This is a genomic window from Mariprofundus erugo (assembly GCF_005818865.1).
Classification (GTDB): domain Bacteria; phylum Pseudomonadota; class Zetaproteobacteria; order Mariprofundales; family Mariprofundaceae; genus Mariprofundus; species Mariprofundus erugo.
The window spans coordinates 101,373-123,744 of the sequence record NZ_VBRY01000001.1; the positions used below are offsets into that span (position 1 = coordinate 101,373).

Here is a 22,372-nt window from a genome sequence, read left to right on the forward strand (position 1 = left end):
GGCATATTGTTAGTTTCGCACAACTTTTTTTTCGGAGAGAATCATGTCTGACGCTGTACATCACCATCTGATTATTCTGGGCTCCGGTCCTGCCGGCTATACGGCAGCCATTTATGCCGCCCGCGCCAACCTTAAGCCTGTACTTATTCAGGGCCATCAGGTCGGTGGTCAGCTTACGACGACGACCGATGTCGATAATTATCCCGGTTACAAGGATGGTGTGCAGGGGCCGGAGATGATGGAGGATTTCAAGGCCCAGGCCGAGCGCTTCGGGACAGATATGATCTGGGATCATATCAATGAGGCAGATCTCTCCCGTCGTCCGTTTACGCTGAAGGGTGATGATGGCACCTATACCTGTGATGCGTTGATTATTGCAACCGGTGCATCGGCCAAATACCTGGGGCTGCCGAGTGAAGAGGCCTTTGCCGGGCGTGGTGTGTCGGCTTGTGCCACCTGTGACGGCTTTTTCTACCGTGGCAAGGAGGTTGCTGTGGTCGGTGGTGGCGATACCGCTGTTGAAGAGGCGATTTATCTGGCCAACCTTTGCAAAAAGGTGACGCTGGTGCACCGTCGTGATTCGCTGCGAGCTGAGCCGATTATGCAGGACAAGTTGCTGGCAACGGAAAATATCGAAGTGGCCTGGAACAGTGTGACGGAAGAGATTCTTGGCGATGATTCCGGTGTGACCGGCATTCGCCTGAAATCAACGGTGGATGGTGCTGTTCGCGATCTGGATGTGCATGGCGTATTCATTGCAATCGGTCACAAGCCGAACACCGACTTCCTTAATGGCCAGCTGGAGATGGACGAGACCGGTTACCTGATGACAAAAGGTCGCAGTACTGCGACCTCAGTCGAGGGGGTGTTTGCTGCCGGTGATGTGGCAGACCCTGTCTACCGTCAGGCCATTACCAGTGCCGGCGAAGGCTGCAAGGCTGCGCTGGATGCTGAGCGCTGGCTTTCGGCACAGGCATAAGGCCGCGATCTGATGCCATGATCACACTGTAGCGCTGAGCGCCGCAGCATAAAAAAAGAGGGCCGGGTGCCCTCTTTTTTTATGCTGCGGCCAGGAGTCTGTCGGCCTTAAGGAAGCGCTGATGTGTCAGTGCTTCCGTGCGGAGCATGGACGGAAGCCACAATCCGGCAGGATAGCCGGATTGGACGGTTTTGCCGCCGCCAGGTGAGCTGCAGGATGCAGCGAATCAAATCAAACGCGTAAGTGTTTGATTTGTAAGCAAAGGGAAAATGACTCGGGCATCATGCCTTCGCCCTGCGGGCGGCCGTTGGCCGTCCAATCGGCTTCCTGCCTCTTGGTCGCGCTTTTGCCTTTGCGAACTGATTTTTGCCAGGAGGGCAATCAATCAGCATCTCCTTAAGCAATTCGTAACGAGCAGGAGCGCGCCATTTGAAGCCATGCCATGGCTTCAAATGGCGGGATAGCAATGTCTGCAAGCAAGACAGGGGCATGTTGGGCCGCCATAGCTGCCGCGCAGTTCCTGGCTGGCCTTAAATTTGCTTTCGATCCCTCCATGACCGGGCGGTTATGGAGGGATCAGTGACGAAAGGCTTATCAACGGGCACGTGTGCGTCTGTCTGCTTTCAGGAGGGGCGTATCTATCCCTTGCTGGGTGTTGGGCTGGGTATTGCGGTGTGGTTTATCGATGCCTTTATCGACCGTTTTATTTTTTCTGGCGATTCCTATATGGGGAGTCTGCTTTCCGCTGAACCGGTGGAACTCTATATGCGTACATCGGCCACCATTCTGTTCTCGCTGTTCGGATTTCTGGTTCAATACATGGTGCGGCGCCAGCATCAGCTTGAGTATGCCGTTCATGTCGGCAGTGCTGAACTTGAACGGTCGGAACAGAAATTCCGCATGCTGGTGGAGGCAAGCAGTGACTGGATTTGGGAGATGGATGCTGGTGGTCACTTTATCTACTGCAGCCCGAGGGTCCAGGAGATGCTGGGCTATGCTCCGGAGGAGCTGATCGGAAGAAATCATGTGGAGTTACTGTCATCCGATCAGGTCAACCTTGTCGATGGCGATTTTTCCTGCATGGCCCATCCGGTTTCCCATCGCCAGGAGGGCGTGCTGCTACATAAGAGCGGCAAGCGGGTGAGTGTGGAAAGAAGCTATGTTGCTGTGCTGGATCAGGGGGGCGAACGATGCGGCTATCGTGGTGTCGATCGTGATATCACCCAGCGTAAGGAGCGTGAGCGGGCGCTGCGAAAAAGTGATGCGCGGCTGGTCTCCATCATCGAGCAGAATGAGGATGCGATTATTTCGGTAGATGCGCATGGTTGTATAATCGTATTCAATCATGCGGCTGAAAAAATGTTCGGTTACTCGCGTGCCGAGATGATCGGTGAGCCGGTTGAGATGCTGATCCCTGTTCGCTTCCGGGAGGCGCACAGACGCGGTATGGCGCTGTTTTTACGCAATCCCGGTGAGGGGGTGAGCGGCCGCTTTTCACGGATATATGGCTTATGCAAGGGGGGGCATGAGACGCAGCTGGACCTTACCATTTCACGGCAGCGACTCGATGATGAAGTCATTATTACGGCTGTGATGCGTGATGTCTCGATGCAGGTGAGGGCCGAAGAGGTCTATCGCATGCTCTCAAAAAGCGTTGAGGCTGCAGGCGAGGTCGTATTAATTACCGATAGCCACGGAATGATTGAATATGTAAACCCTGCATTTACCCGGGTAACGGGGTATGAGGCGGCGGAGGTGATCGGTGAGAAGCCTTCCATTCTAAAGAGCGATGCTCAGGATCCGAAATTTTACCGGGATATGTGGCAGACCATTACACGCGGGGACGTTTGGCGGGGAACGATGGTGGATCGCAGGAAGGATGGCAGCTATTACCCGGCTCTGATGACGGTTTCGCCCATTCACAATGACCAGGGGGAGATCAGCCATTTTGTCTCCCTGCAGCAGGACATGACTGAGTATCGCCGGCTTGAAGAACAGTTCCTGCAAGCTCAGAAAATGGAGGCGATCGGCACACTTGTCGGTGGCATTGCGCATGATTTCAATAACATGCTGGCGGCGATTCAGGGTAATCTGTACCTGGCCCGCATACGCCTGCACAAGGGCGATAACAGTAACGCGGATGAGCGGATTGCGAGTGTTGAGCGATTGGCAACATCGGCCGCCGAGATGATCAGGCAGCTGCTCACCTTTGCCCGCAAGGATCAGGTCAGCATGAAACCGATTCCGCTCAATGCCTTTATCAAGGAGGGGCTGAAGCTGGTGCAGAGTGCGATACCTGAGAATATCTCCCTGCTCAGGGAATTTTCTGCAGAGCAGATGCTGGTGAATGGTGATGCCACGCAGTTACAGCAGGTATTGATGAATCTGTTGAATAATGCCCGCGATGCTGTTGAGCACTGCGATCAGCCGGAGATTGCGATCGGGCTGTCACGTGTTGTTCCGGATCCGGATTTCCTGCACAGACATCCTGAGATCACTGCCGCCGAACTGGCCCACTTATCCGTACGCGATAACGGCGTGGGGATTCCGCCGGAGTTGATCGACAAGGTAGTGGAACCATTTTTTACAACCAAACACATTGGCAAGGGAACCGGCCTCGGCCTTGCGATGGTGTATGGTGCCGTACAAACCCATCTCGGCGTACTGGAGATTGACAGTGTGCCGGGGCAGGGAACGACCATGCATGTATATCTGCCTGTACTCCAGGATAGTGCCAGCCATGGTAAAGACGAGGTCGCGGAAGTGCTGGCGGGAAATGGTGAGTTGATTTTGCTGGTCGATGATGAAGTTGAAATGCGTGATACGATCGGTGAGGTGCTCCGGGACTTTGGCTATCGGGTGATTGAGGCGGCAAATGGCATGGAGGCGCTGCAATGCTATAACACGCACATTGCCGAGATTGCACTGGTGATTTCTGATGTGGTGATGCCGGTGATGGGCGGCGTGGATCTTATGCAGAGTATCCGCAAGCAGGATACTGATGTGCCCCTTATTCTTTTGACCGGTTATGACTTTGCTGACAGAAGGGGTGAGATTGCCGCTATTGATGGCTGCAGGCTGATTGCCAAGCCTGTTGCGATTGCCGAGCTGAGCCAGGCTGTTCACCGGATGTTGTATCCATGTCACCCGGCTGACTGACCCTTTTCGGGGTGGTGAGGTCACAGGCCAGGGAAGGTTGACAGGTGCATATGTCAGTCTCTATGGTGCCTATAAGATTTACTGTTAATCTATGTTAAAGGCGGCGCCATGAGTGACGGTATCATGATCATGCAACGATCCGAAGCGGGGCAACCGCCGGTGCAGACAGGTATGCGCTCTTGTTTTCGGTGACGCTACGGTGAAGCAACAGGGAAAATATCTGCTTCACTGGATGGGAGTGGACCTGATTCATGTCGGTCATCGTGAGCGGTTTCTGGCTGCGGCAGGTGCCCTGCTCGGTATTTCCCTCTGCTGGGCGATCAGTATCTCTGTCGTTGGATCAACCTCAGCCACCCTGATTATTGCCTCTATGGGGGCAGGGGCGGTGCTGTTGTTTGCCGTTCCGCACGGCGCCCTGTCGCAGCCATGGCCGGCATTGGGGGGGCATCTGTTGCCGGCAATAGTTGGTGTCAGCTGTGCCCGCTGGATTGGTCCGACATGGCTGGCTGCCGCTATGGCTGTCAGTGGGGCTGTACTTTTGATGCATTATGCCCGCTGTCTGCATCCTCCGGGTGGGGCGACGGCGTTGATTGCCGTGGTGGGCGGTCCTGATATTCATGCTCTGGGTTACGCCTATGTGCTTGAGCCTGTGTTGCTCAATGCCATGACATTGCTTGTCTGCGCCCTGATCTTTAACAATTTGAACCGCAGTCGCCGTTATCCGGCTGCGCTGGCTCGCAGCGGGGGGATTTTGCCGCTATCGGCGGGAGATATCCGTGTCGAACATCTGCGCGCGGCATTGACGGAGATGGATATGGTTGAGGATATCTCCGAAGAAGATCTGCTGCGCATCATTCATCGGGCCACACATCATGCGCGGGCTGAGTAATGGCTGGTGCCCGAGGACTACAGTGTGTGCGGTATGCTCTGTTTCAGCCTCGCCATGATGCGCTGCTGATGCAGCGGGCTGAAATCACTTAAGCCTCTGAGCAGTTCCAGAAAGAACACCTTGGCTGAAAACAGCAGGGGTACAGCTGCAATCAGGCCGGTAAATCCGAAGTAATAGCCGGCCAGCGACACGCTGACCATGACCGTGACCGGATGCAGATTGGCTGATTTGGCGATGACGCGCGGCAGGATATAAGCCGTATCAACGATCTGGGCGGCAAATACCACCGCCAGAGCCAGAATCATCGATGTCAGGCTGGGGTCATCGGAGAGCAACACGACCAGCAGTGGCGGGATTTTTGCCAGCGCAATGCCGAAAATCGGAATCAGATTGAGCAGTCCGGTCAGGATGCCGAGCAGTGGCGCAAAATCGATGCCGGCCAGCCAGAAGCCGGCCGTACAGATCAGTGTAATAGAAGCCATCTGGATGCTGATGCCTCTGAGGTAGCCCTGCAGCTGGGAGCTGGCTGCGTTGTAAATCATCCAGCCCAGTTCAAAGTAGCGGTTGGGCAATAATTGCATGGTCTGATTGCGCAGAACGCGGAAGTCGCGCAGCAGGAAGAAGGTGATCAGTGGCACCAGAAACAGCGAGAAGGCAACATCATTGAAGTAGGATGATACGGTCGTCTGTAATGAGCTGAGTGTCAGCGTGACGCTATCAAGCAGTTGCGCTGCCATGGCCGCCGGATCAAAGCTGATATGAAGATGGTTGCTGGTGAGTTCATTGATTTGCTGCAGCAAGTGCGTCAGGCGAGCATCGATGCTGCCGGTTCGGGCGGACAGCTGGTCCAGCTGGGCTGCGATCAGCGGGTAGAGCAGTACGCTCATGACCAGCACGATGGTGACGATCACAGCCATGACGGCAACCACCGCCTGTGTGCGCGAGACTCCCCGGCGGGTCAGGTAGCGGGCGGTAGGGAACATGGCTGCATATAACAGGCCCGATAGCAGTAATGTGAACAGCAACGGGTAAAGCAGGTAAGCTGCCATTGTCACTGCGGTCGCCGATGCCATAAAAATCAGGCTGGCCTGTATAAATGGCTGCTGCATGAGTTTGCCGGGAAGGTTATTCATGAATGATCCGGTATGGCTGCATCCATGACTTCCAGATTTCGTTGCATCAGCCGTTCGGCCAGCATGGTGGAGAGGTTGATCAGAAAGCGCGAGGCCTCCCTCGGGGTTCGCTCGATCCACTCATCTAGGTCACTGCGCAGAAAGAAGACAAGACGGGAGTCCGCTTTGGCAATGGCCTGAGCCGTGCGGGGGAGCGTGGTTGCCAGAGCGACTTCGCCGAAAATATCTCCCTGATGCAACCGGGTCAGTTCAACGGTGTCCGCCATAATCACGACTTCACCGGAGAGGATCAGCATGGCACTTGCTCCGGCATGGCCCATATCAAAAATCACTTCGTTACGGTGATAGTTGCGCGGGTGCATATGGGAAACGATGTGCTGAACAGAGCGTTCGGCGATACCGTCGAACAGGCAATGGGCGAGACAGAGTGCTGTGGCCTCTTCAACCCATTCACTTTTTTTTCTGAAGGGGCGGCTCCATATTCTGTTCAGGCTGTGTTGATCGCTATCGTGATCCATGGGTTTCAGTCTCTCCGCCTGTTCAGATGCCTTCGCCGAAGCTGACATGGTCGCGGCCGGCAAAAACAGGTGTGCTGAGGTATTTCTCACCACCATCCGGGAAGATGGCTACGATATTGCCTGGTTTACCCTCCTGAGCCAGTCGCTCGGCAACCTTCAGGGCGACAGCCAGTGCACAGCCACACGACTGACCTGACAGAATCCCCTCTTCAGAGGCCAGCCTCTGGGTCAGCTCATAGGCAAGGTCGGTATCGACTCCAACTTTTTCATCGTAGACGGCAGGGTCGTATATGCCGGGTACGATACTGGATTCGATATGCTTCAGCCCTTCAATGCCGTGAAAGGGGGAGTCGGGTTCAGCTGCAATGATCTGTATGGCCTGATTCATGCGCTTGAGGTAGCGACCAGTACCGACCAGTGTGCCGGAGGTGCCCATGGAGGCGATAAAGTGAGTCAGCTCTCCTGCTGTGTCGCGCCAGATTTCAGGGCCGGTTGACTCCTCGTGAGCTCGTGGATTGGCGGGGTTATTATACTGGTCCGGCTTGAAATACTTTTCAGGGCACTCATCGTAAATACGGCGGGCATCGAGAATGGCGCCATCAGAGCCTTCCAGCGGATCGGAGAAAATCAGATCTGCACCAAACGCGCGACAGATGCGCTTGCGCTCATCAGACACATTACCCGGGATGACCAGTCGTACCCGAAAACCCAGTGCTGCTCCGATCATTGCCAGTGCAATGCCGGTGTTGCCGGAGGTTGAGTCCAGAATGATTTTGTCTTTGGTCAGCAGTCCTTTTTCGATGCCGTCGCGAATCATCCACATGGCGGGGCGATCCTTGACCGAGCCGCCCGGGTTAAAACGCTCCAGTTTGGCATAAATGCGGATGTTTTCCGGCAGATGGCGGGTCATACGCTGAATCTGAACCAGAGGAGTGTTGCCGATTAAATCAAGTATTGCAGCCAAATGAGTCACCTTTTGTCGGGAGTGCCAAGCATGGCAATGATAGCGGCATCTTCACCTTCATTGAACGGCCACAGCTGATCACAGCCATCCAGCAGATAATGGCGCAATCGTTGCGGGCATACCCCCATGTTGCGCAGGCTCGACAGTGTGGTCGAGCCGATGCGTTTGGCAAGCCTTTCTCCGGCGCTGTTCTTAAGCAGAGGGTGATGTATATATAGTGGTGAGGGGTAGCCCAGCAGTTGTTGCAGTAAGCGATGAATCGCTGTGCTTTCTTTCAGGTCTTCACCACGAATGACGTGACTGATGCCCTGTAATGCATCATCGACGACCACAGCAAGGTGATAGCTGACGCCGATATCCTTGCGGCCGATTACCACATCATGGGGAATAGTGTCGCGCTGAGGGGTACCCTGCTCATCGAACCAGACAGGCTCTCCGACCATGGCTGTAGCCCTGTTGATATCCAGGCGCCAGGCAAAAGAGCTCTCCGTGGCCATGCGTCGCTCCTGCTCTGTGACAGGGATATGGCGGCATGTGCCGGGGTAGTGTGATGCGGCATCCTCGCGATGGGGCGCTCCGCCCATACGCAAGAGTTCGAGCTGAATCGATTTGCGGGTGCAGAAGCAGGGGTAAATGACGCCCATCTGTCTGAGTCGGGTCAGGGCATGTTGATAATCGGCCAGGTGTTCGCTCTGTTTGCGTACCGGTTCCGGCCAGCTCAGTCCGAGCCATTGCAGATCTTCAAGCATGGCATCGGCAAAGTGAGGCTGGCAGCGGGTGTGGTCGATATCCTCGATGCGAAGCAACATCGTTGCCCGGTGTTGTTCCGCCCATTGTTTACAGCGCAGGGCCGCATAGCCATTGCCGACATGCAACAGGCCGGTAGGGCTCGGGGCAAAGCGGGTTATGCAGGGCATCAGCGCCTCAGCTGGTTGGTGCTGCCGCGGCCGGAGGCAGAATCAATGGTTGTCCCACCTGAATGCGTTCGGGTCGCATCAGCATTTTTATTTCATCACCGACCTCAAAGGTCAGCTCGTCGTGCGGGATCAGGGTTTTGCCATGCCTGACCAGGGTGATCGGCTGGATGCCGTGCTGAATATTTGCATCGGCCATACGAATGCCGACCAGCGCCGAGTTCTCTTCAATGGTACGCGTTTCGTAGGCCAGTCGTTTGCGGTATGCCTGATCGTTCCAGTAGGTGAAGTTATATGGTTTGGCAAACAGACGTTTGGTTTGCAGCTGATGAATCATGCTTGCATGTTTGTTCTCATCGTTTTCCTGCAGGGCGATATAAATTTCAGGAATGTGAAACTGCTCGTGAGCCAGACGGGCAATCAGCAGGTTGTGGTCGGATGAGCCGGTCATGATCACGGCATTGCCGATCTCTTCGGCATGGATGATCTCCCAGTAGATGGGGTCAAGTGCATTGCCGCAGACGGCATGGTGGCCGGACAGCTTCATGGTGCGGATCACTTCCGCATTGAGATCGAGAAAGCGAACCTCCCTGTCCTCACTGAGTGCGCGACCGACCTCCGAGCCTATTTGCCCGCCGCCGATAATCAGAACAGAGCGATCATCGCCACCCTCAATGCGAAGAAAGCGCTTCAGCGGGCCGGCGATCAGGCTGTAGAGAAGGACCGATACAATAATCACGATATAGACCATGGCCATCAGCATTTCGCTCTGGCTGTTGCCATGCTCTTCGAGAATCAGCACGAACAGAGAGGTGATGGCTGCGGCAACGACGCCGCGCGGAGCCATGCCTGCAAGATAGAGGCTTTCACTCAGGCTGAGGCGACTGCCGATGGTGGAGAGCAGAACAATGAGTGGGCGAACGAGTATGGTCAGAATGATAAAAACGGCGAGTCCCTGCCAGAAAAACCTGAACATGATCGACAGGTTCATCTGGGCGGCGAGCAGGACAAACAGCACCGAGATCAACAGCATCGACAGGCTTCCCTTGAAGTGTTTCAGACGCTGAATGTCGGGTATCTCCATGCGCTGAATGGTGGCCCCCATCATCAGCATGGTGAGCAGTCCGGCCTGCTCGCTGATGCTGTCAGCCAGAATGAACATGCCCCAGGCACCAGTCAGGGTCAGAATGGTTCTGACCTCGAAATCCTTCACCCATGCACCGGTCAGCGCCCATGCAAGCAGGCGGCCACCGGCCAGTCCGAGCACGCCGCCGACGGCGATTTTATACAGCAGGGTTTGGGCAATGTGGGAGGCTGACAGGTTCAGGGTCAGTGCAACCTGCAGGAAAACAATGGCAAGAATGGCACCGATGACGTCAATCAGCATCGCTTCGGCGGTGAGTACGTGTGAAATATTGCGCCCCAGCCGCATTTGCCGGACGATCGGAAGGATAACCGTCGGTCCGCCAACGGAAACCAGTGCGCCGAAGAGCAGTGCCAGCGGCCAGTCCATGCCGACAATCAGGTTGGCGGCAGCGCCTCCGATCAGGATAGTGATCAATGGTCCGAGAAGAATGAGGCGCCCGACGACCCAGCCGTGTTTACGCAGGGCGGTCAGGTTAAGGTTCAGCCCGCCCTCAAACAGAATGATGGCCAGCCCGAGTTCGATCAGGGTATGCATGGCCGGACGGATGTTTTCAACATGCAGAACATGAAGCCCGAAGGGGCCAAGTATCATGCCCGCCAGCAGCCATAAAAGAATGGCAGGAAAGCGGAATCGCCCGGCCAGAAGCTGTGCCAGGGTTGCGATTACGACGGCGACGACAAAGGTCGTGGTGGGGGTCGTTTCAGTAAACATCGAAGGCAGCATGCCGCCGCGTCACTCTTGCCGCAAGTTTCCGCTGGGTGGCAAGCGGCTGTCGAAAACAGCTATCTATCCGGCGGATGACGTTGTGCCTGGGATGACATTCATGGCGGGGAGGGGTTCTGATAGCGCATCCATGCATCAAGTGCCTGTTGCATCCGGGCGGCACGCCGGTGCTCACCGATTTGATCAAGGCTGAGAATCAGTTGCCGGCGAACCTCTGTATCCGGCCGGATAGAAAGGCTTTTCTGGTAGGAGAGAATGGCTTCCCTGTGCTGGCCGGCTGCACGCAAAATATTGCCGTGCAGCTGCCAGCAGGGGGCACAATGCGGTAGCAGGGCGACGGATCTGTTGGCCTCTTTGATGCCGCGATCTGAACGTTTGTGGCGTGACTGAAAGTCGGCGAGGCGAAGGTGGGCGAAGCCATTCAGCGGGTCTGCCGAGATGGATCGGGCCAAAAGCTGCTCCGCCTGGTGAATATGCCCTTCCTGTTCCGCCATGGCTGCCAGCATATACCAGGGAGGGGCCTCATGGCGAAAGTGGGCGGTGCCTTTTAGCAGCCAGCTTCTGGCTTCTGCACGTTGCCCCTGTTGTTGCAGCAGGCTGGCGAGGTTGATAAGGCTGGGAAGGTGCCAGTGGATGGAGAGGTTTTCTCTGTACAGGGCAGCGGCATCCTCGGGCTGGTTGATACGCTGTAATAGCAGGGCAAGGTTGTAGCGTGCCTCGACATGGTCAGGGCGCAGGCGAAGCTCCGACTCCAGTGCACGCCTCGCCTCGGTGATATGGCCTGAGGCGGTCAGCTGTTCAGATGCCTCGAATGGTGTCTTCGCAAACCCGCTGCTGCTGCATATGACAAGCATGGTTGCAGTCAGAAGCGCGAATGGAAGTTGGCGCGACATTTTATTTTTGCGCCGGCTCCGGCCCCATGCTGCCGGTTGTCATCAGCAGTTCTTCCATTGTAATCGCCTGATCGTGAGGGGCCGGTTTTACCTCGGGTTTCTCCTTCATCAGCTTCCATGGGTTGCGGCGGATATCATCAGAGAATGCCTGCAGGTTTTCTGCTGTCTTGCGCAGTTCAAAGATTGCCCTGTACAGATTCTCCCTGTTGTCCTGCAGTGATGCATCAAGGCTGGCAGCGGTTTTGGTGCCCTGATCAAAAAACTGGTGTCCTGCCCGGGTGGTTTGCGGCAGCTCTTTTTCGAGGCTCTGTGTAATATGCTGCAGGGATGTGGTGATTTCATTGATGCGGGAGTGGTTTTCGCTGACCATGGAGGTCATTTCGCTGGCGGCGGCATTGATGTTGGTAATGATCTGTTGCAATGATGCCGGCCCATTGGCGCCGCCACTGGATAAGACACTGGTGAGTGCCCGTACGTCATCTGTGATGCCCGATGCCTTGGCGATAAAGGTGTTAATATCGCCTGCGGGATCAGACGGGATGACGGCGCCATCCGGCAGTAGCGCCTTGTCTCCTGATTTCGCTGACAGGGCAATGTTTTTTTCTCCGACAAGGCCGCGGCTGATGATGGATGCGCGGGTCGATGCGGGCAGCTTTACATCCGGGTTCAGGGCAATGCGGACCACGGCATGATTGTCTCTCAGTAAAATTTCACTGACGACACCGATTTTGACGCCGGCCATGCGTACCGGTGACTGTACGTCCAGGCCAAGCAGATCGCTGAACTCTGCTTCAACCATATGATTCTGCTGTTTTGGCCACGCGATTTCACCGATTTTTCCGGTGGCGAACACAAGCAGCAGCAGCGAGGCAAGGACAAAGGCTCCGAGACGGGCATGCGGATTCATCGTTGGATCGCCTCCTCTATCTGTTTTCCCCAGCTGCTGCAATTAATAGGGCCTTCTGCCCGCCCTTCGATAAATTGTCTGAGCATCGGATCCTGGTCTGACTCTAGCTCATGGGCTGCTATTTGCCTATGGATGCTGCCATGGCAGAGCAGGGCAATATGATCGCTGATCATGGCGGCGCTTTTCATGTCGTGGGTGATGCTGAGGATGGTGGTGCCTGAATCCTTGTGCAGGCGCACGATCAGGTGGTTGATGACATCTGCCATGATCGGGTCCAGGCCGGTGGTGGGCTCGTCCAGAAAAACGATATCCGGCTTATGGCAGATGGTGCGCGCCAGTCCTACGCGTTTGGCCATGCCACCGGAGAGCTCGGCCGGCACTTTATCCTCAATGTCATGCAGGCCGACCCATTCAAGTACCTCGATGGCCCGGCTCTTTGCCGTCTTCTTGTCGACACCTTGTCGCAACAGTGCGAATGAAACGTTTTCCCATACGCTCAGTGAGTCAAACAGTGCACCAGCCTGAAACAGCATGCCGACCCGCCGCATGCGGTGTAATTGCTCATGCTCAGGCAGTCCCAGCCAGTTTTCACCATCGACCAGAATTTCTCCGCTGTCCGGTTTGAGTAGTCCGAGAATACATTTGATCAGTACGCTTTTTCCCGAGCCGGACATGCCGATAACGGTGGTCGATTTGCCGGGCATGATGTCCAGATCGACGTGATCGAGAATAACCTTGTGGCCAAAGCGTTTGCTCAGGCCGCGAATGCTGATGCGCGGTATCGGCGCGTTCATCCGAACATCCAGGCGGTGAGGAAGTAGTCCGAAATCAGGATGCTCATGCAGGAGATGACGACAGCCCGGGTGGTTGCGTTGCCGACACCTTCCGCCCCTCCCTTGCAGTTGAACCCCTCCGTGCAGCCGATCAGGCCGATCAGCATGCCGAAGAATGCGGCTTTGACCAGGCCGGAATAAAAGTCCGACAGCCCCATGTACTGGGTTGTGTTGTCGATATATACGGCAGGATTTTGATCGAGCAGGTGCACGCTGATGGCATAGCCTCCGTAGATGCCGATAAAGTCGGCGACCACAACCAGCAGTGGCATCATCAGCGTGACGGCAATCAGTCGTGGCAGGATCAGATAGCGCACGGGATCAGTGGAGAGAGTCCACAGTGCATCAATCTGTTCGGTGACACGCATGGTGCCGAGCTCGGCGGCAAAGGCGGCGCCAATCCGGCCGGCGACCATCAGGCCGACAAGTACAGGGCCAAGCTCGCGGACAACCGACATCGAAACCACGAGTCCTGTCAGGCTCTCGGCCGCAAAACGATGAAATACAATATAGGACTGCAGAGCCAGTACCATGCCGGTGAACAGGGCGGTAAGCATCACCACCGGCAGTGACTGAACGCCAACCTCTTCGGCCTGCTGCAGAAAAATGCGCACATGCCAGGGGCGGGAAGTGATGCGATGCAGTGAGCGGACAAGCGTTTCGGCATAGAGTCCCATGTGAACCAGCAGGCTTTCCATGATCTTGCCGATAGCGGTCAGCATATTACACCGCGAGTCTCGTGACGCGTTCGCCGATGCCGGTGAACAGTGTGTAACTGATGGTGTCGAGTGCTCCGGCCACATCACCGGCTGATATGTTCTCTCCCCAGAATTCCACATAGTCTCCCTGCTCGGCATCGGTGCCTGTGATATCGAGCATAGTATAGTCCATGCAAACACGGCCGACGACAGGGAGTGTCTGTCCGCGCAGGAAGGCCTGCCCCTTGTTTGACAGGCCTCTTGGCAGGCCATCGGCATAGCCCAGGCTGACAACGGCAATGCGCATCGGCTGGCGGGCTGTAAAAGAGGCGCCGTAAGAGATGGATGCTCCGGCCGGAATATTCCGGACCTGGACGATCGCGCCGGTCAGGGTCATGACGGGCTTTAGTCCGACAGGCATTGCGGGTAATGGTTCGATGCCATAGAGAGCGAGTCCCGGACGTACGATATCCCCTGCCTCTTCGGGCATGGTGATGATGCCGGCGCTGTTCAGCAGTGAGCGGGGTAGTTGCGGATCGATCTGCCGGCACTGGCTGCTAAAAGAGGCGGCCTGTTGCCGGTTCATCGGATGATCGGGCTCATCTGCGCAAGCCAGGTGCGACATGATGCCGCGCACGGCAATGGCTGAGTCATGGCACTGTTTGATCAGCAGCTGAGGTTGTTCAGCCCCCAGTCGATTCATGCCGGTATCGATTTTTATCCATACCGAACCATGAAAGCCGGCCTCCTTTAACAGTCCGATCTGTGCAGAATCTGTGATGGCAGGGGTTAATGCATGGGCGGTTGCCAGCCCGGCATCCTCTTTGTCGTAAATGCCGGCAAGCATGGCAATGGTGCTCTCCTCTCCGGACCCGGCAGCGGCTAGCAGTTTGCGCAGTTGTGCGCCTTCGCAGGCATCGGTAACCCCGAAATGGCGACATCCTTCGGCGAGCAATACGGGCGCAATCAGTGCTTGCCCATGCCCGTAGCCATTGGCTTTGATAATGGCCATGACGCTGGCGCCGGTGCTTCTTTGGGTCAGAAGCCGGTAGTTATGGCGCAAGTGGTTCAGGTTGATGTATGCAATGGCAGGGCGGGACATGCGATGAATCTTGTCTAAATTGTTTGTATGGATAAAGCAAATTGTGCGGGTGGCAATGGGGTTGTTGTAAATGGTTGCTTATGCGGGGTGAAATTTGGCATGTGCTGTGCTATAGTGGGGCGGCTCTTTCTCGTGGTGGTGGCTGATAGCTATGCTTGCGGTTGGACAGGTGGCATTATTTGCGCGATTAGAGTTTATATGTTCTGGGAGTTTGTGTGTTGGAAAATAAGCAGGTTGCTGTTATAGGTTTGGGATATGTTGGCTTGCCGTTGGCGCTGGCATTTGGTCGTGAGATTGCGACAGTAGGGTTCGAAATATCTTCGTCCAAGGTAAATGCTTACCGTGAGGGCTATGACCCGACAGGTGAGATGGCAGGTGAGCTGTTTGAGCGCGCGCAGCTGCTCAGCTATACGACCGACCCGAAAGATATTGCGGGCGCAGACTTTATTGTGGTTGCAGTACCAACGCCGGTTGATAATGCACATATGCCTGATTTGACTCCGGTCATCAAGGCCTCCGAGACAGTGGGGCGCCATATGAAAAAAGGCGCGATTGTCATTTTTGAATCCACGGTCTATCCGGGCGTGACCGAGGATATCTGTGTGCCGATTCTCGAGCGGGAGTCGGGGATGACATGCGGTGATGACGGATTCAAGGTAGGATACTCCCCTGAGCGAGTGAATCCAGGTGATAAGATTCATACGCTTGAGCGGATTGTGAAGGTGGTTTCAGGGCAGGATGCGGAGACCCTTGAGAAAGTGGCCACGTTGTATGAGATGATTATTGAGGCTGGCGTTCACCGTGCACCGACGATCAAGGTGGCTGAGTCGGCCAAAGTGATTGAAAATACGCAACGTGATTTAAATATCGCGCTGATGAATGAGCTTGCCACGATTTTTGACAAGATGGATATTGATACGCTTGATGTGCTGGAAGCGGCGGGTACCAAGTGGAACTTCCTGCCATTCAGGCCGGGGCTGGTCGGTGGTCACTGTATCGGTGTTGACCCCTATTATCTGACCTATAAGGCTGAAACTCTTGGTTATCACCCGGATGTGATCCTGGCGGGCAGGCAGATTAATGACGGAATGGGCAAATTTGTTGCCGAGAAGACGGTCAAGCAGATGATTGCATCTGATCGCAAGATCAAGGGGGCACGGGTTGCTGTGCTTGGTCTGACTTTCAAGGAAAACTGTGAGGATCTGAGAAACTCGCGGGTGATTGATGTGATCCGGGAGCTTGAATCATACGGGGTTGAGGTGCTCGTACATGACCCTGTGGCAAATCAGCATGATGCCAAAGAGGAGTATGGTGTATCTCTGGTCGAGCAGGATGCGCTGTCGAATCTTGATGCCATTGTTGCGGCAGTGGCTCATGATCAACTGGTTTCTCTGGATGTGTCCGTTCTTGCGTCGATGGCGAATGGATCGATCCCTTTTATTGATATCAAGTCATCCTACGACAGAGCAACGCTGGCTGCGGCCGGGTTTGCTGTCTGGCGCCTGTAAGGAGAGATCGCTTGTACAAGATTATTCCTTCAGAACGTAAAATTCGTATTGCGGTTGTTGGTTGTGGTCGCATTTCAAAAAACCATTTCGGTTCGATAGAGACGCATGCAGATCAGCTGGAGCTCGTGGCTGTTTGCGATGTGGATGTGAACGTGCTTGATGAGCATGTGCTCCGCTATGGTGTGAAAGGCTATCGGAGTATGGAAGAGATGCTTCAGTCAGAAGAAGTGGATCTCGTCTCAATATGTACGCCAAGTGGCTTCCACCCGGATCAGGTTGTTCTTGCCGCAAAGTATGGTGTGCATGTGATGACTGAAAAACCGATGGCAACACGCTGGAGTGATGGTGTTCGCATGGTCAAGGCCTGTGATGCTGCCGGTGTTCGTCTGTTTGTGGTCAAGCAAAACCGGCGCAATTCCACACTGCAACTTTTAAAGAAAGCTGTGACGGAAGGGCGCTTTGGAAAAATTTATATGGTGCATCTGAACGTGTTCTGGACCCGTCCGCAGGAGTATTACGACTCTGCCAGGTGGCGGGGCACCTGGGAGCTGGATGGCGGCGCCTTCATGAATCAGGCCAGTCATTATGTGGATCTTCTTGACTGGTTGATCGGTCCGATTGATCGGGTGCAGGCAATGACCGCAACGCTGGCCAGAGATATCGAGGTTGAGGATACGGGTGTGTTGAATGTCCGCTGGCGCAACGGGGCACTTGGATCGATGGCTGTCACGATGCTGACCTATCCGAAAAACATGGAGGGATCGATCACTATTCTGGGTGAAAAGGGGACTGTACGTATCGGTGGTATGGCAGTGAACGACATTCAGAAGTGGGAGTTTGCCGATGAAATGGATTATGACAGCCAGATTCATGACGCAAACTATGAAACAACCTCTGTTTATGGTTTCGGGCACCCGCTTTACTACCATAATGTCGTTGAAGTGATGCGTGGCAAGGCGGAGCCGGAGACTGATGGGCGTGAGGGGCTGAAGTCTCTGGAGGTGCTGATCGCGACCTATCTCTCGGCGCGAGACGGATGCAGTGTTGCGCTTCCCCTGGAGTATTGATGCAGGTACATGCTACGGCCATCGTCGATGACGGGGCAGAAATAGGGGAAGGTACCCGTATCTGGCACTGGGTTCATATATGTAGTGGTGCTGTGATCGGAAGGGAGTGCTCATTAGGGCAGAACGTTTTTGTCGGTAACCGGGTGAAAATAGGTAATAACGTCAAGGTTCAGAATAATGTATCTGTTTACGATAATGTGACCCTGGAAGATGATGTTTTTTGTGGTCCGTCGATGGTATTTACCAATGTTTACAATCCGCGTTCGGCGGTCTCCCGTAAGGATGAATATCGTAATACCGTTGTCCGGCGGGGAGCGACGCTTGGAGCAAACTGTACGATTGTTTGTGGCACAACGATTGGCCGCTTCGCTTTTGTTGGCGCCGGAGCGGTAGTGAACCGGGATGTGCCTGATTACGCGTTGATGGTTGGGGTTCCTGCACGGCATATCGGCTGGATGAGTGAGTTCGGTGAGCGGCTTGATTTACCGTTGCATGGTGCGGCTGAAGTGGAATGTAAACATACCGGAGATCTGTACCGTCTGGTGAATGGCAGGGTCAGCAAAGTATCCTGATGCGTGTTGGAATTGTTGGGGGGGGGATCAATGGTCTCTGTGCGGCCTGGCAGCTTTCCCTTTCCGGGTGTGATGTAACCCTGTTTGAGCGAGGTGTTCTGCTTGCAGAGACCTCCAGTGCCTCCAGCAAGTTGTTGCATGGTGGTTTGCGTTATATTGAAAATCTTGAGCTCAGGCTGGTTCGGGAGGCGCTGCAAGAGAGGGGCTGGTGGCTTGAGCATGTGCCTGCACATACCTCTCGCCTGGAGATTTGCCTGCCTGTTTACAGGCAGGGACGACGTCCGGCATGGCAGTTAAAGCTGGGGTTGATGATGTATGACCGGTTGGCCGGCTCATTTGGTATTGGCCGGCACCGGTCGGTATTGAAAGAGGCACTCAAGAGCAGTTTCCCTCTGTTGAAGTACGAGGGGTTATCGGGAGCCTACTTGTTTTATGATGGTCAGATGAATGAGCAGAAGCTGGGGCAATGGGTGATCGGACAAGCAAGGGCGGCGGGGGCCAGGCTGATAGAGCAGTGCCCGGTGAGCAGGGTTGGTGTGGATGGTGTCATCGAACATGCGAACGGCTGTGACCAATTTGACCTGGTCGTTAATGTTGCCGGGCCATGGGTGTGCGAACTGAACCAGGTAAGTGGTGTGAACAGTCACCATCAGCTGGATCATGTCAGAGGAAGTCATATTGTGCTCGGTCGTGAGGTGGATCGGGGGTACCTTCTCGAGGTTCCGGGCGAACGAAGGGTCTTTTTTGTGCTGCCGTATGACGGACAAACACTGATTGGCACAACCGAGGTTCGGCAGGATCTGCATGATAGGGTTCACTGCAGCTGTGAGGAGCGGGCGTATTTGCTGGCTGCCTATAACCACTATTTTTCCAGTCCTGCAGGGGAGTCGGATATTGTGGACGAGTTTGCAGGTCTCAGGCCGCTTATCAGCTCAGCGAATGATCCGGGGCGGGCAACACGCGAGTATGCGATAGAACGGTGTGGTCAACTGGTGTCGGTATTTGGTGGAAAGTGGACCACTGCGCGGGCATTGGCCAAGAAAATTGTCAGGGAAGTAAATCATGGAGTTCATTGATCTTAAAAGCCAGCAACAGCGGATTAAGCCGCAGATTGATGCGGCTATTGCACGTGTGCTGGAACACGGGGCCTATATCATGGGGCCTGAGGTGGCAGAGCTGGAACAGCGTTTGGCTGCCTATACAGGGGCCAGTCATGCTATTGGCGTTGCCAGTGGTACAGATGCATTGTTGATTGCCTTGATGGCGCTTGGTGTCGGCGATGGTGACGAGGTGATTACAACTCCGTTCAGCTTTATTGCCACTGCCGAGACGATTGTTCTGCTGGGGGCAAAGCCGGTATTCGTTGATATTGATCCGAAGAGTTATAACCTTGACCCTGAATTGCTCGAGGCCGCTATTACCTCAAAGACGAAGGCTATTATGCCCGTTTCGCTGTATGGACAGTGTGCGGATTACGATGCGATCAACGCGATCGCAGATAAACATGGGTTGCCTGTTATCGAAGATGCGTGTCAGAGTTTTGGTGCTACCTACAAGGGGCGCAAATCCTGTAATCTGACGACCATAGGCTGTACCAGCTTTTTCCCTTCCAAGCCGCTGGGATGCTATGGCGATGGCGGGGCCTGCTTCACCAATGATGCTGACTTGGCCAAGATCATGCGGGAGATTCGCGTGCATGGACAGGATCGCCGCTATCATCACCCGCGTATTGGTGTGAATGGTCGTCTTGATACGCTGCAAGCAGCGATTCTTCTGGCTAAAATGGATATTTTTGAAGACGAAGTGGCAGCGCGCGAGCGCATTGGTGCGCGTTACTCCCAGTTGTTAAGCGATTACGCTGTAACGCCAGCGATTGCGGCGCACAATACATCAGTCTATGCCCAGTATACTGTGCTGGTGGAAAATCGCGATCAGGTGCAGGCCGGGCTGAAAGAGGCCGGGGTTCCGACAGCAGTTCATTACCCCATCCCGCTTAACCGGCAGCCTGCACTGGCCTGTGCCGAGCGATTTGAGCATAGTGAATACGCTGCTGAGCGGGTGATGAGCTTGCCGATGCATCCCTACCTGACAGACCAGGAACTGCAGATGGTTGCTGAGGCTGTGAAAATACAGACAGGTTGTTTGTGAATGAAATCATATGATTATGTGATTGTCGGCGCTGGTATTGTAGGGCTGACTATTGCGCGGGAGCTGAGGCAACGTGAACGCGATGCTTCCATTCTGATTGTTGAAAAAGAACCAGAGGTTGGAAGGCATGGCAGCGGTCGCAACAGTGGTGTGCTCCATTCGGGGATTTACTATCCTGAGGGGTCATTAAAGGCCCGGTTGTGTTCGAACGGTTCAAAAATGATGGCTGAATATTGTGATAGCCATGGCTTGCCCATTGCCAGGTTGGGAAAGGTGATACTGCCTGTCAGGGAGGGTGATGATCGTCAGCTGGATTTACTTTATCATCGTGCCATAGCCAATGGTGCCAGAGTCGAGTTGCTCGATGAAAAGCAGTTGTTGGAGTACGAACCTTCTGCCAGAACAGCAACCGGTCAGGCTTTGCTATCGCCGGATACAGCTGTTGTAGAGCCAAGGGTCATTGTGCAGCATATGGTGGCCTCGCTTCAGCGCGATGGTGTTGAGATCCGCTATCAAGATGAAATAGTAGAAGTGGATACGGAACAGGCTGAGATTCGAACGAAAAATGGCAGATATGGCTATGGATGGTTGTTTAACAGTTCCGGGCAATATGCTGATAAGGTCGGGCACCTCTTCGGTGTTGGTCAAAATTATACGCTGCTGCCATTCAAGGGTATTTATTATCGCCTTTCATCGGAATCAAAGGTTGTCTGTAACAGTCTGATTTATCCTGTGCCTGATCTGAATGTTCCATTTCTGGGGGTGCACTATACGAAAAAAATCGATGGTAGTGTGTATTTGGGACCGACGGCAGTGCCGGCGCTCGGACGGGAGCACTACCGCGGGCTTGAAGGGATTAGTCTTACTGAGAGTATGTCGATACTTTTCAGGCTTGGGCAGCAGTATGCCCTTAATCGGCAAGGGTTCAGGCATTTTTCCCACTCCGAAGCCTTGCGTTTCTTTAAGTCAAAGTTTGCCGAGGCAGCAAGGTATTTAACCCCGGAATTGCGGGACGAGGATCTTCTTGTTTGCGATAAGGTGGGTATTAGGGCCCAGTTGCTCGATATCAGTAAGCACGAACTGGTGATGGATTTTATTGTGGAGAATGGTGAGAACAGTACTCATGTTCTCAATGCGATTTCTCCTGCCTTTACCAGCTCGATGAGTTTTGCAAAATATATTGTTGACCAAAAGGGAGTATGATATGGATTTGAAAGGAAAAAAGTTTCTGGTAATTGGTGGAGCAGGGCTGATTGGCTCACACGCTGTTGATGAGCTTGTCAAAGAGGATGTGGCTGAGATCCGCATCTACGATAACTTTACGCGCGGTCGCCAGGAGAATCTGGCTGGTGCGTTGAAAGATCCTCGCGTTAAAATTTTTCCGTTAGGCGGTGAGTTGATGCACCGCGATTTGCTAAATGAAGCGATGAAGGGGATCGATGGCGTGTTTCACTTTGCAGCATTGTGGCTGCTCCATTGCCATGATTATCCTCGTTCGGCCTTTGAGGTGAATATCGGAGGAACATTCAACGTGCTTGAAGCGATGCTCAATAATGGGGTCAAGCGCCTGGTTTGTTCCTCATCGGCTTCTGTTTATGGTGATGCGGTTCAGGAGCCTATGACTGAGGACCACCCGTACAATAACCTGAATTTTTATGGTGCGACAAAGATTGCTGGCGAACATATGTGTCGCTCGTTGCATCACCGCTATAAGGGGACGGATAAGCACTTTGACTTTGTGGGCTTGCGCTACATGAATGTGTATGGACCACGTCAGGATTATAACGGTGCCTATATTGCTGTGATTATGAAAATGCTTGATGCAATTGATCGTGGCGAGAGTCCAACCATTCTCGGTGATGGAAGCGAGGCATTTGATTTTGTCGCTGTGGAAGATTGCGGGCGCGCGAATGTATGTGCCATGAAGTCTGATGCGACCGACAGCTTCTATAATGTCGGTACAGGCAAACGGACATCGCTGAAAGAGTTGGCCGAGATGTTGATCGAGATTACCGGCTGTGACAAAGAAATTCAGTATGCACCTCGCAGCCAGGCGACGCTGGTACGAAATCGTATCGGTTGTCCGAAGAAAGCCAAGGCGGAGATAGGTTTTGAAGCACGCCTTGATCTTATGGATGGGCTGAAGCAGCTCGTTGAATGGCGTAACAAGCATAAAGAAGAAGTTGCAGCCAGACGCGCCAAAGTAGGCCTGGTATAA

At 54.3% G+C, this 22,372-nt stretch carries 20 protein-coding genes; 10 read left to right on the forward strand and 10 right to left on the reverse strand.

Translation table 11 applies throughout. The features are described from left to right. The first annotated feature begins 43 nt into the window (after positions 1–43). The 3 genes from trxB (at position 44) to FEF65_RS00520 (ending at position 5,027) form a co-directional block, all read left to right on the forward strand. Positions 44–979 (forward strand): thioredoxin-disulfide reductase, encoded by a 936-nt coding sequence (gene trxB / locus FEF65_RS00510; RefSeq protein WP_138237827.1) that lies wholly within the window; start codon positions 44–46, stop codon positions 977–979. Between the two features lie 579 nt (positions 980–1,558). Continuing rightward, positions 1,559–4,138, forward strand: coding sequence for a PAS domain-containing hybrid sensor histidine kinase/response regulator (locus FEF65_RS00515; protein WP_161595136.1), 2,580 nt, complete (start codon positions 1,559–1,561; stop codon positions 4,136–4,138). Between the two features lie 199 nt (positions 4,139–4,337). After that, positions 4,338–5,027, forward strand: a complete 690-nt coding sequence (locus FEF65_RS00520) for an HPP family protein (RefSeq protein WP_138237829.1) — start codon at positions 4,338–4,340, stop codon at positions 5,025–5,027. A 17-nt stretch (positions 5,028–5,044) separates the two neighbouring features. Here the strand turns inward: FEF65_RS00520 and FEF65_RS00525 are convergent, their stop codons facing one another. The 10 genes from FEF65_RS00525 to alr form a co-directional block, all read right to left on the reverse strand. Beyond that, positions 5,045–6,160, reverse strand: a complete 1,116-nt coding sequence (locus tag FEF65_RS00525; RefSeq protein WP_138237830.1) for an AI-2E family transporter — start codon at positions 6,158–6,160, stop codon at positions 5,045–5,047. Further along, positions 6,157–6,678, reverse strand: coding sequence for a cyclic nucleotide-binding domain-containing protein (locus tag FEF65_RS00530; RefSeq protein WP_138237831.1), 522 nt, complete (start codon positions 6,676–6,678; stop codon positions 6,157–6,159). Before FEF65_RS00530 ends, FEF65_RS00525 begins: the two co-directional genes overlap by 4 nt. 22 nt (positions 6,679–6,700) lie before the next feature. Continuing rightward, positions 6,701–7,642, reverse strand: a complete 942-nt coding sequence (locus FEF65_RS00535) for a PLP-dependent cysteine synthase family protein (RefSeq protein WP_138237832.1) — start codon at positions 7,640–7,642, stop codon at positions 6,701–6,703. A 5-nt stretch (positions 7,643–7,647) separates the two neighbouring features. Next, positions 7,648–8,559 (reverse strand): tRNA glutamyl-Q(34) synthetase GluQRS, encoded by a 912-nt coding sequence (gene gluQRS / locus FEF65_RS00540; protein ID WP_138237833.1) that lies wholly within the window; start codon positions 8,557–8,559, stop codon positions 7,648–7,650. Positions 8,560–8,566: 7 nt separating this feature from the next. After that, positions 8,567–10,414 (reverse strand): cation:proton antiporter domain-containing protein, encoded by a 1,848-nt coding sequence (locus tag FEF65_RS00545; protein ID WP_238701088.1) that lies wholly within the window; start codon positions 10,412–10,414, stop codon positions 8,567–8,569. Positions 10,415–10,524: 110 nt separating this feature from the next. Next, a complete protein-coding gene (locus tag FEF65_RS00550) occupies positions 10,525–11,280 on the reverse strand; it encodes a tetratricopeptide repeat protein (RefSeq protein ID WP_161595137.1) in 756 nt (251 codons plus the stop codon). Positions 11,281–11,320: 40 nt separating this feature from the next. Next, complete coding sequence (locus FEF65_RS00555; protein WP_138237836.1) at positions 11,321–12,226, reverse strand: MlaD family protein; 906 nt, start codon at positions 12,224–12,226, stop codon at positions 11,321–11,323. Then, the gene (locus FEF65_RS00560) at positions 12,223–13,020 is read right to left on the reverse strand and encodes an ABC transporter ATP-binding protein (protein ID WP_138237837.1); all 798 of its coding nucleotides are present in this window, start codon (positions 13,018–13,020) and stop codon (positions 12,223–12,225) included. Before FEF65_RS00560 ends, FEF65_RS00555 begins: the two co-directional genes overlap by 4 nt. Then, positions 13,017–13,781 carry an MlaE family ABC transporter permease gene (locus FEF65_RS00565; RefSeq protein ID WP_138237838.1) on the reverse strand — a complete coding sequence of 255 codons (765 nt, stop codon included), beginning with the start codon at positions 13,779–13,781 and terminating at the stop codon, positions 13,017–13,019. The genes FEF65_RS00560 and FEF65_RS00565 overlap by 4 nt, the downstream gene beginning before the upstream one ends. A 1-nt stretch (position 13,782) precedes the next feature. Continuing rightward, positions 13,783–14,859: an alanine racemase gene (gene alr, locus FEF65_RS00570; RefSeq protein ID WP_138237839.1), complete on the reverse strand. Its 1,077-nt coding sequence runs from the start codon at positions 14,857–14,859 to the stop codon at positions 13,783–13,785. Positions 14,860–15,074: 215 nt separating this feature from the next. On the opposite strand from alr, the gene FEF65_RS00575 reads away from it, so the two are divergent. From FEF65_RS00575 to FEF65_RS00605, 7 genes are read left to right on the forward strand one after another with little or no spacing between them, the layout of a single operon-like run. Beyond that, the gene (locus tag FEF65_RS00575) at positions 15,075–16,367 is read left to right on the forward strand and encodes a nucleotide sugar dehydrogenase (RefSeq protein ID WP_138237840.1); all 1,293 of its coding nucleotides are present in this window, start codon (positions 15,075–15,077) and stop codon (positions 16,365–16,367) included. An 11-nt stretch (positions 16,368–16,378) separates the two neighbouring features. Then, positions 16,379–17,434, forward strand: a complete 1,056-nt coding sequence (locus FEF65_RS00580; protein ID WP_194149434.1) for a Gfo/Idh/MocA family protein — start codon at positions 16,379–16,381, stop codon at positions 17,432–17,434. Next, positions 17,434–18,006: an acyltransferase gene (locus FEF65_RS00585; protein WP_161984396.1), complete on the forward strand. Its 573-nt coding sequence runs from the start codon at positions 17,434–17,436 to the stop codon at positions 18,004–18,006. Before FEF65_RS00580 ends, FEF65_RS00585 begins: the two co-directional genes overlap by 1 nt. Continuing rightward, positions 18,006–19,082 (forward strand): glycerol-3-phosphate dehydrogenase/oxidase, encoded by a 1,077-nt coding sequence (locus FEF65_RS00590; protein WP_138237842.1) that lies wholly within the window; start codon positions 18,006–18,008, stop codon positions 19,080–19,082. Before FEF65_RS00585 ends, FEF65_RS00590 begins: the two co-directional genes overlap by 1 nt. After that, positions 19,069–20,154 (forward strand): DegT/DnrJ/EryC1/StrS family aminotransferase, encoded by a 1,086-nt coding sequence (locus FEF65_RS00595; protein WP_138237843.1) that lies wholly within the window; start codon positions 19,069–19,071, stop codon positions 20,152–20,154. Before FEF65_RS00590 ends, FEF65_RS00595 begins: the two co-directional genes overlap by 14 nt. Then, the gene (gene lhgO / locus FEF65_RS00600) at positions 20,155–21,357 is read left to right on the forward strand and encodes an L-2-hydroxyglutarate oxidase (RefSeq protein WP_138237844.1); all 1,203 of its coding nucleotides are present in this window, start codon (positions 20,155–20,157) and stop codon (positions 21,355–21,357) included. A gap of 1 nt (position 21,358) precedes the next feature. Next, positions 21,359–22,372 carry an NAD-dependent epimerase/dehydratase family protein gene (locus FEF65_RS00605; protein WP_138237845.1) on the forward strand — a complete coding sequence of 338 codons (1,014 nt, stop codon included), beginning with the start codon at positions 21,359–21,361 and terminating at the stop codon, positions 22,370–22,372.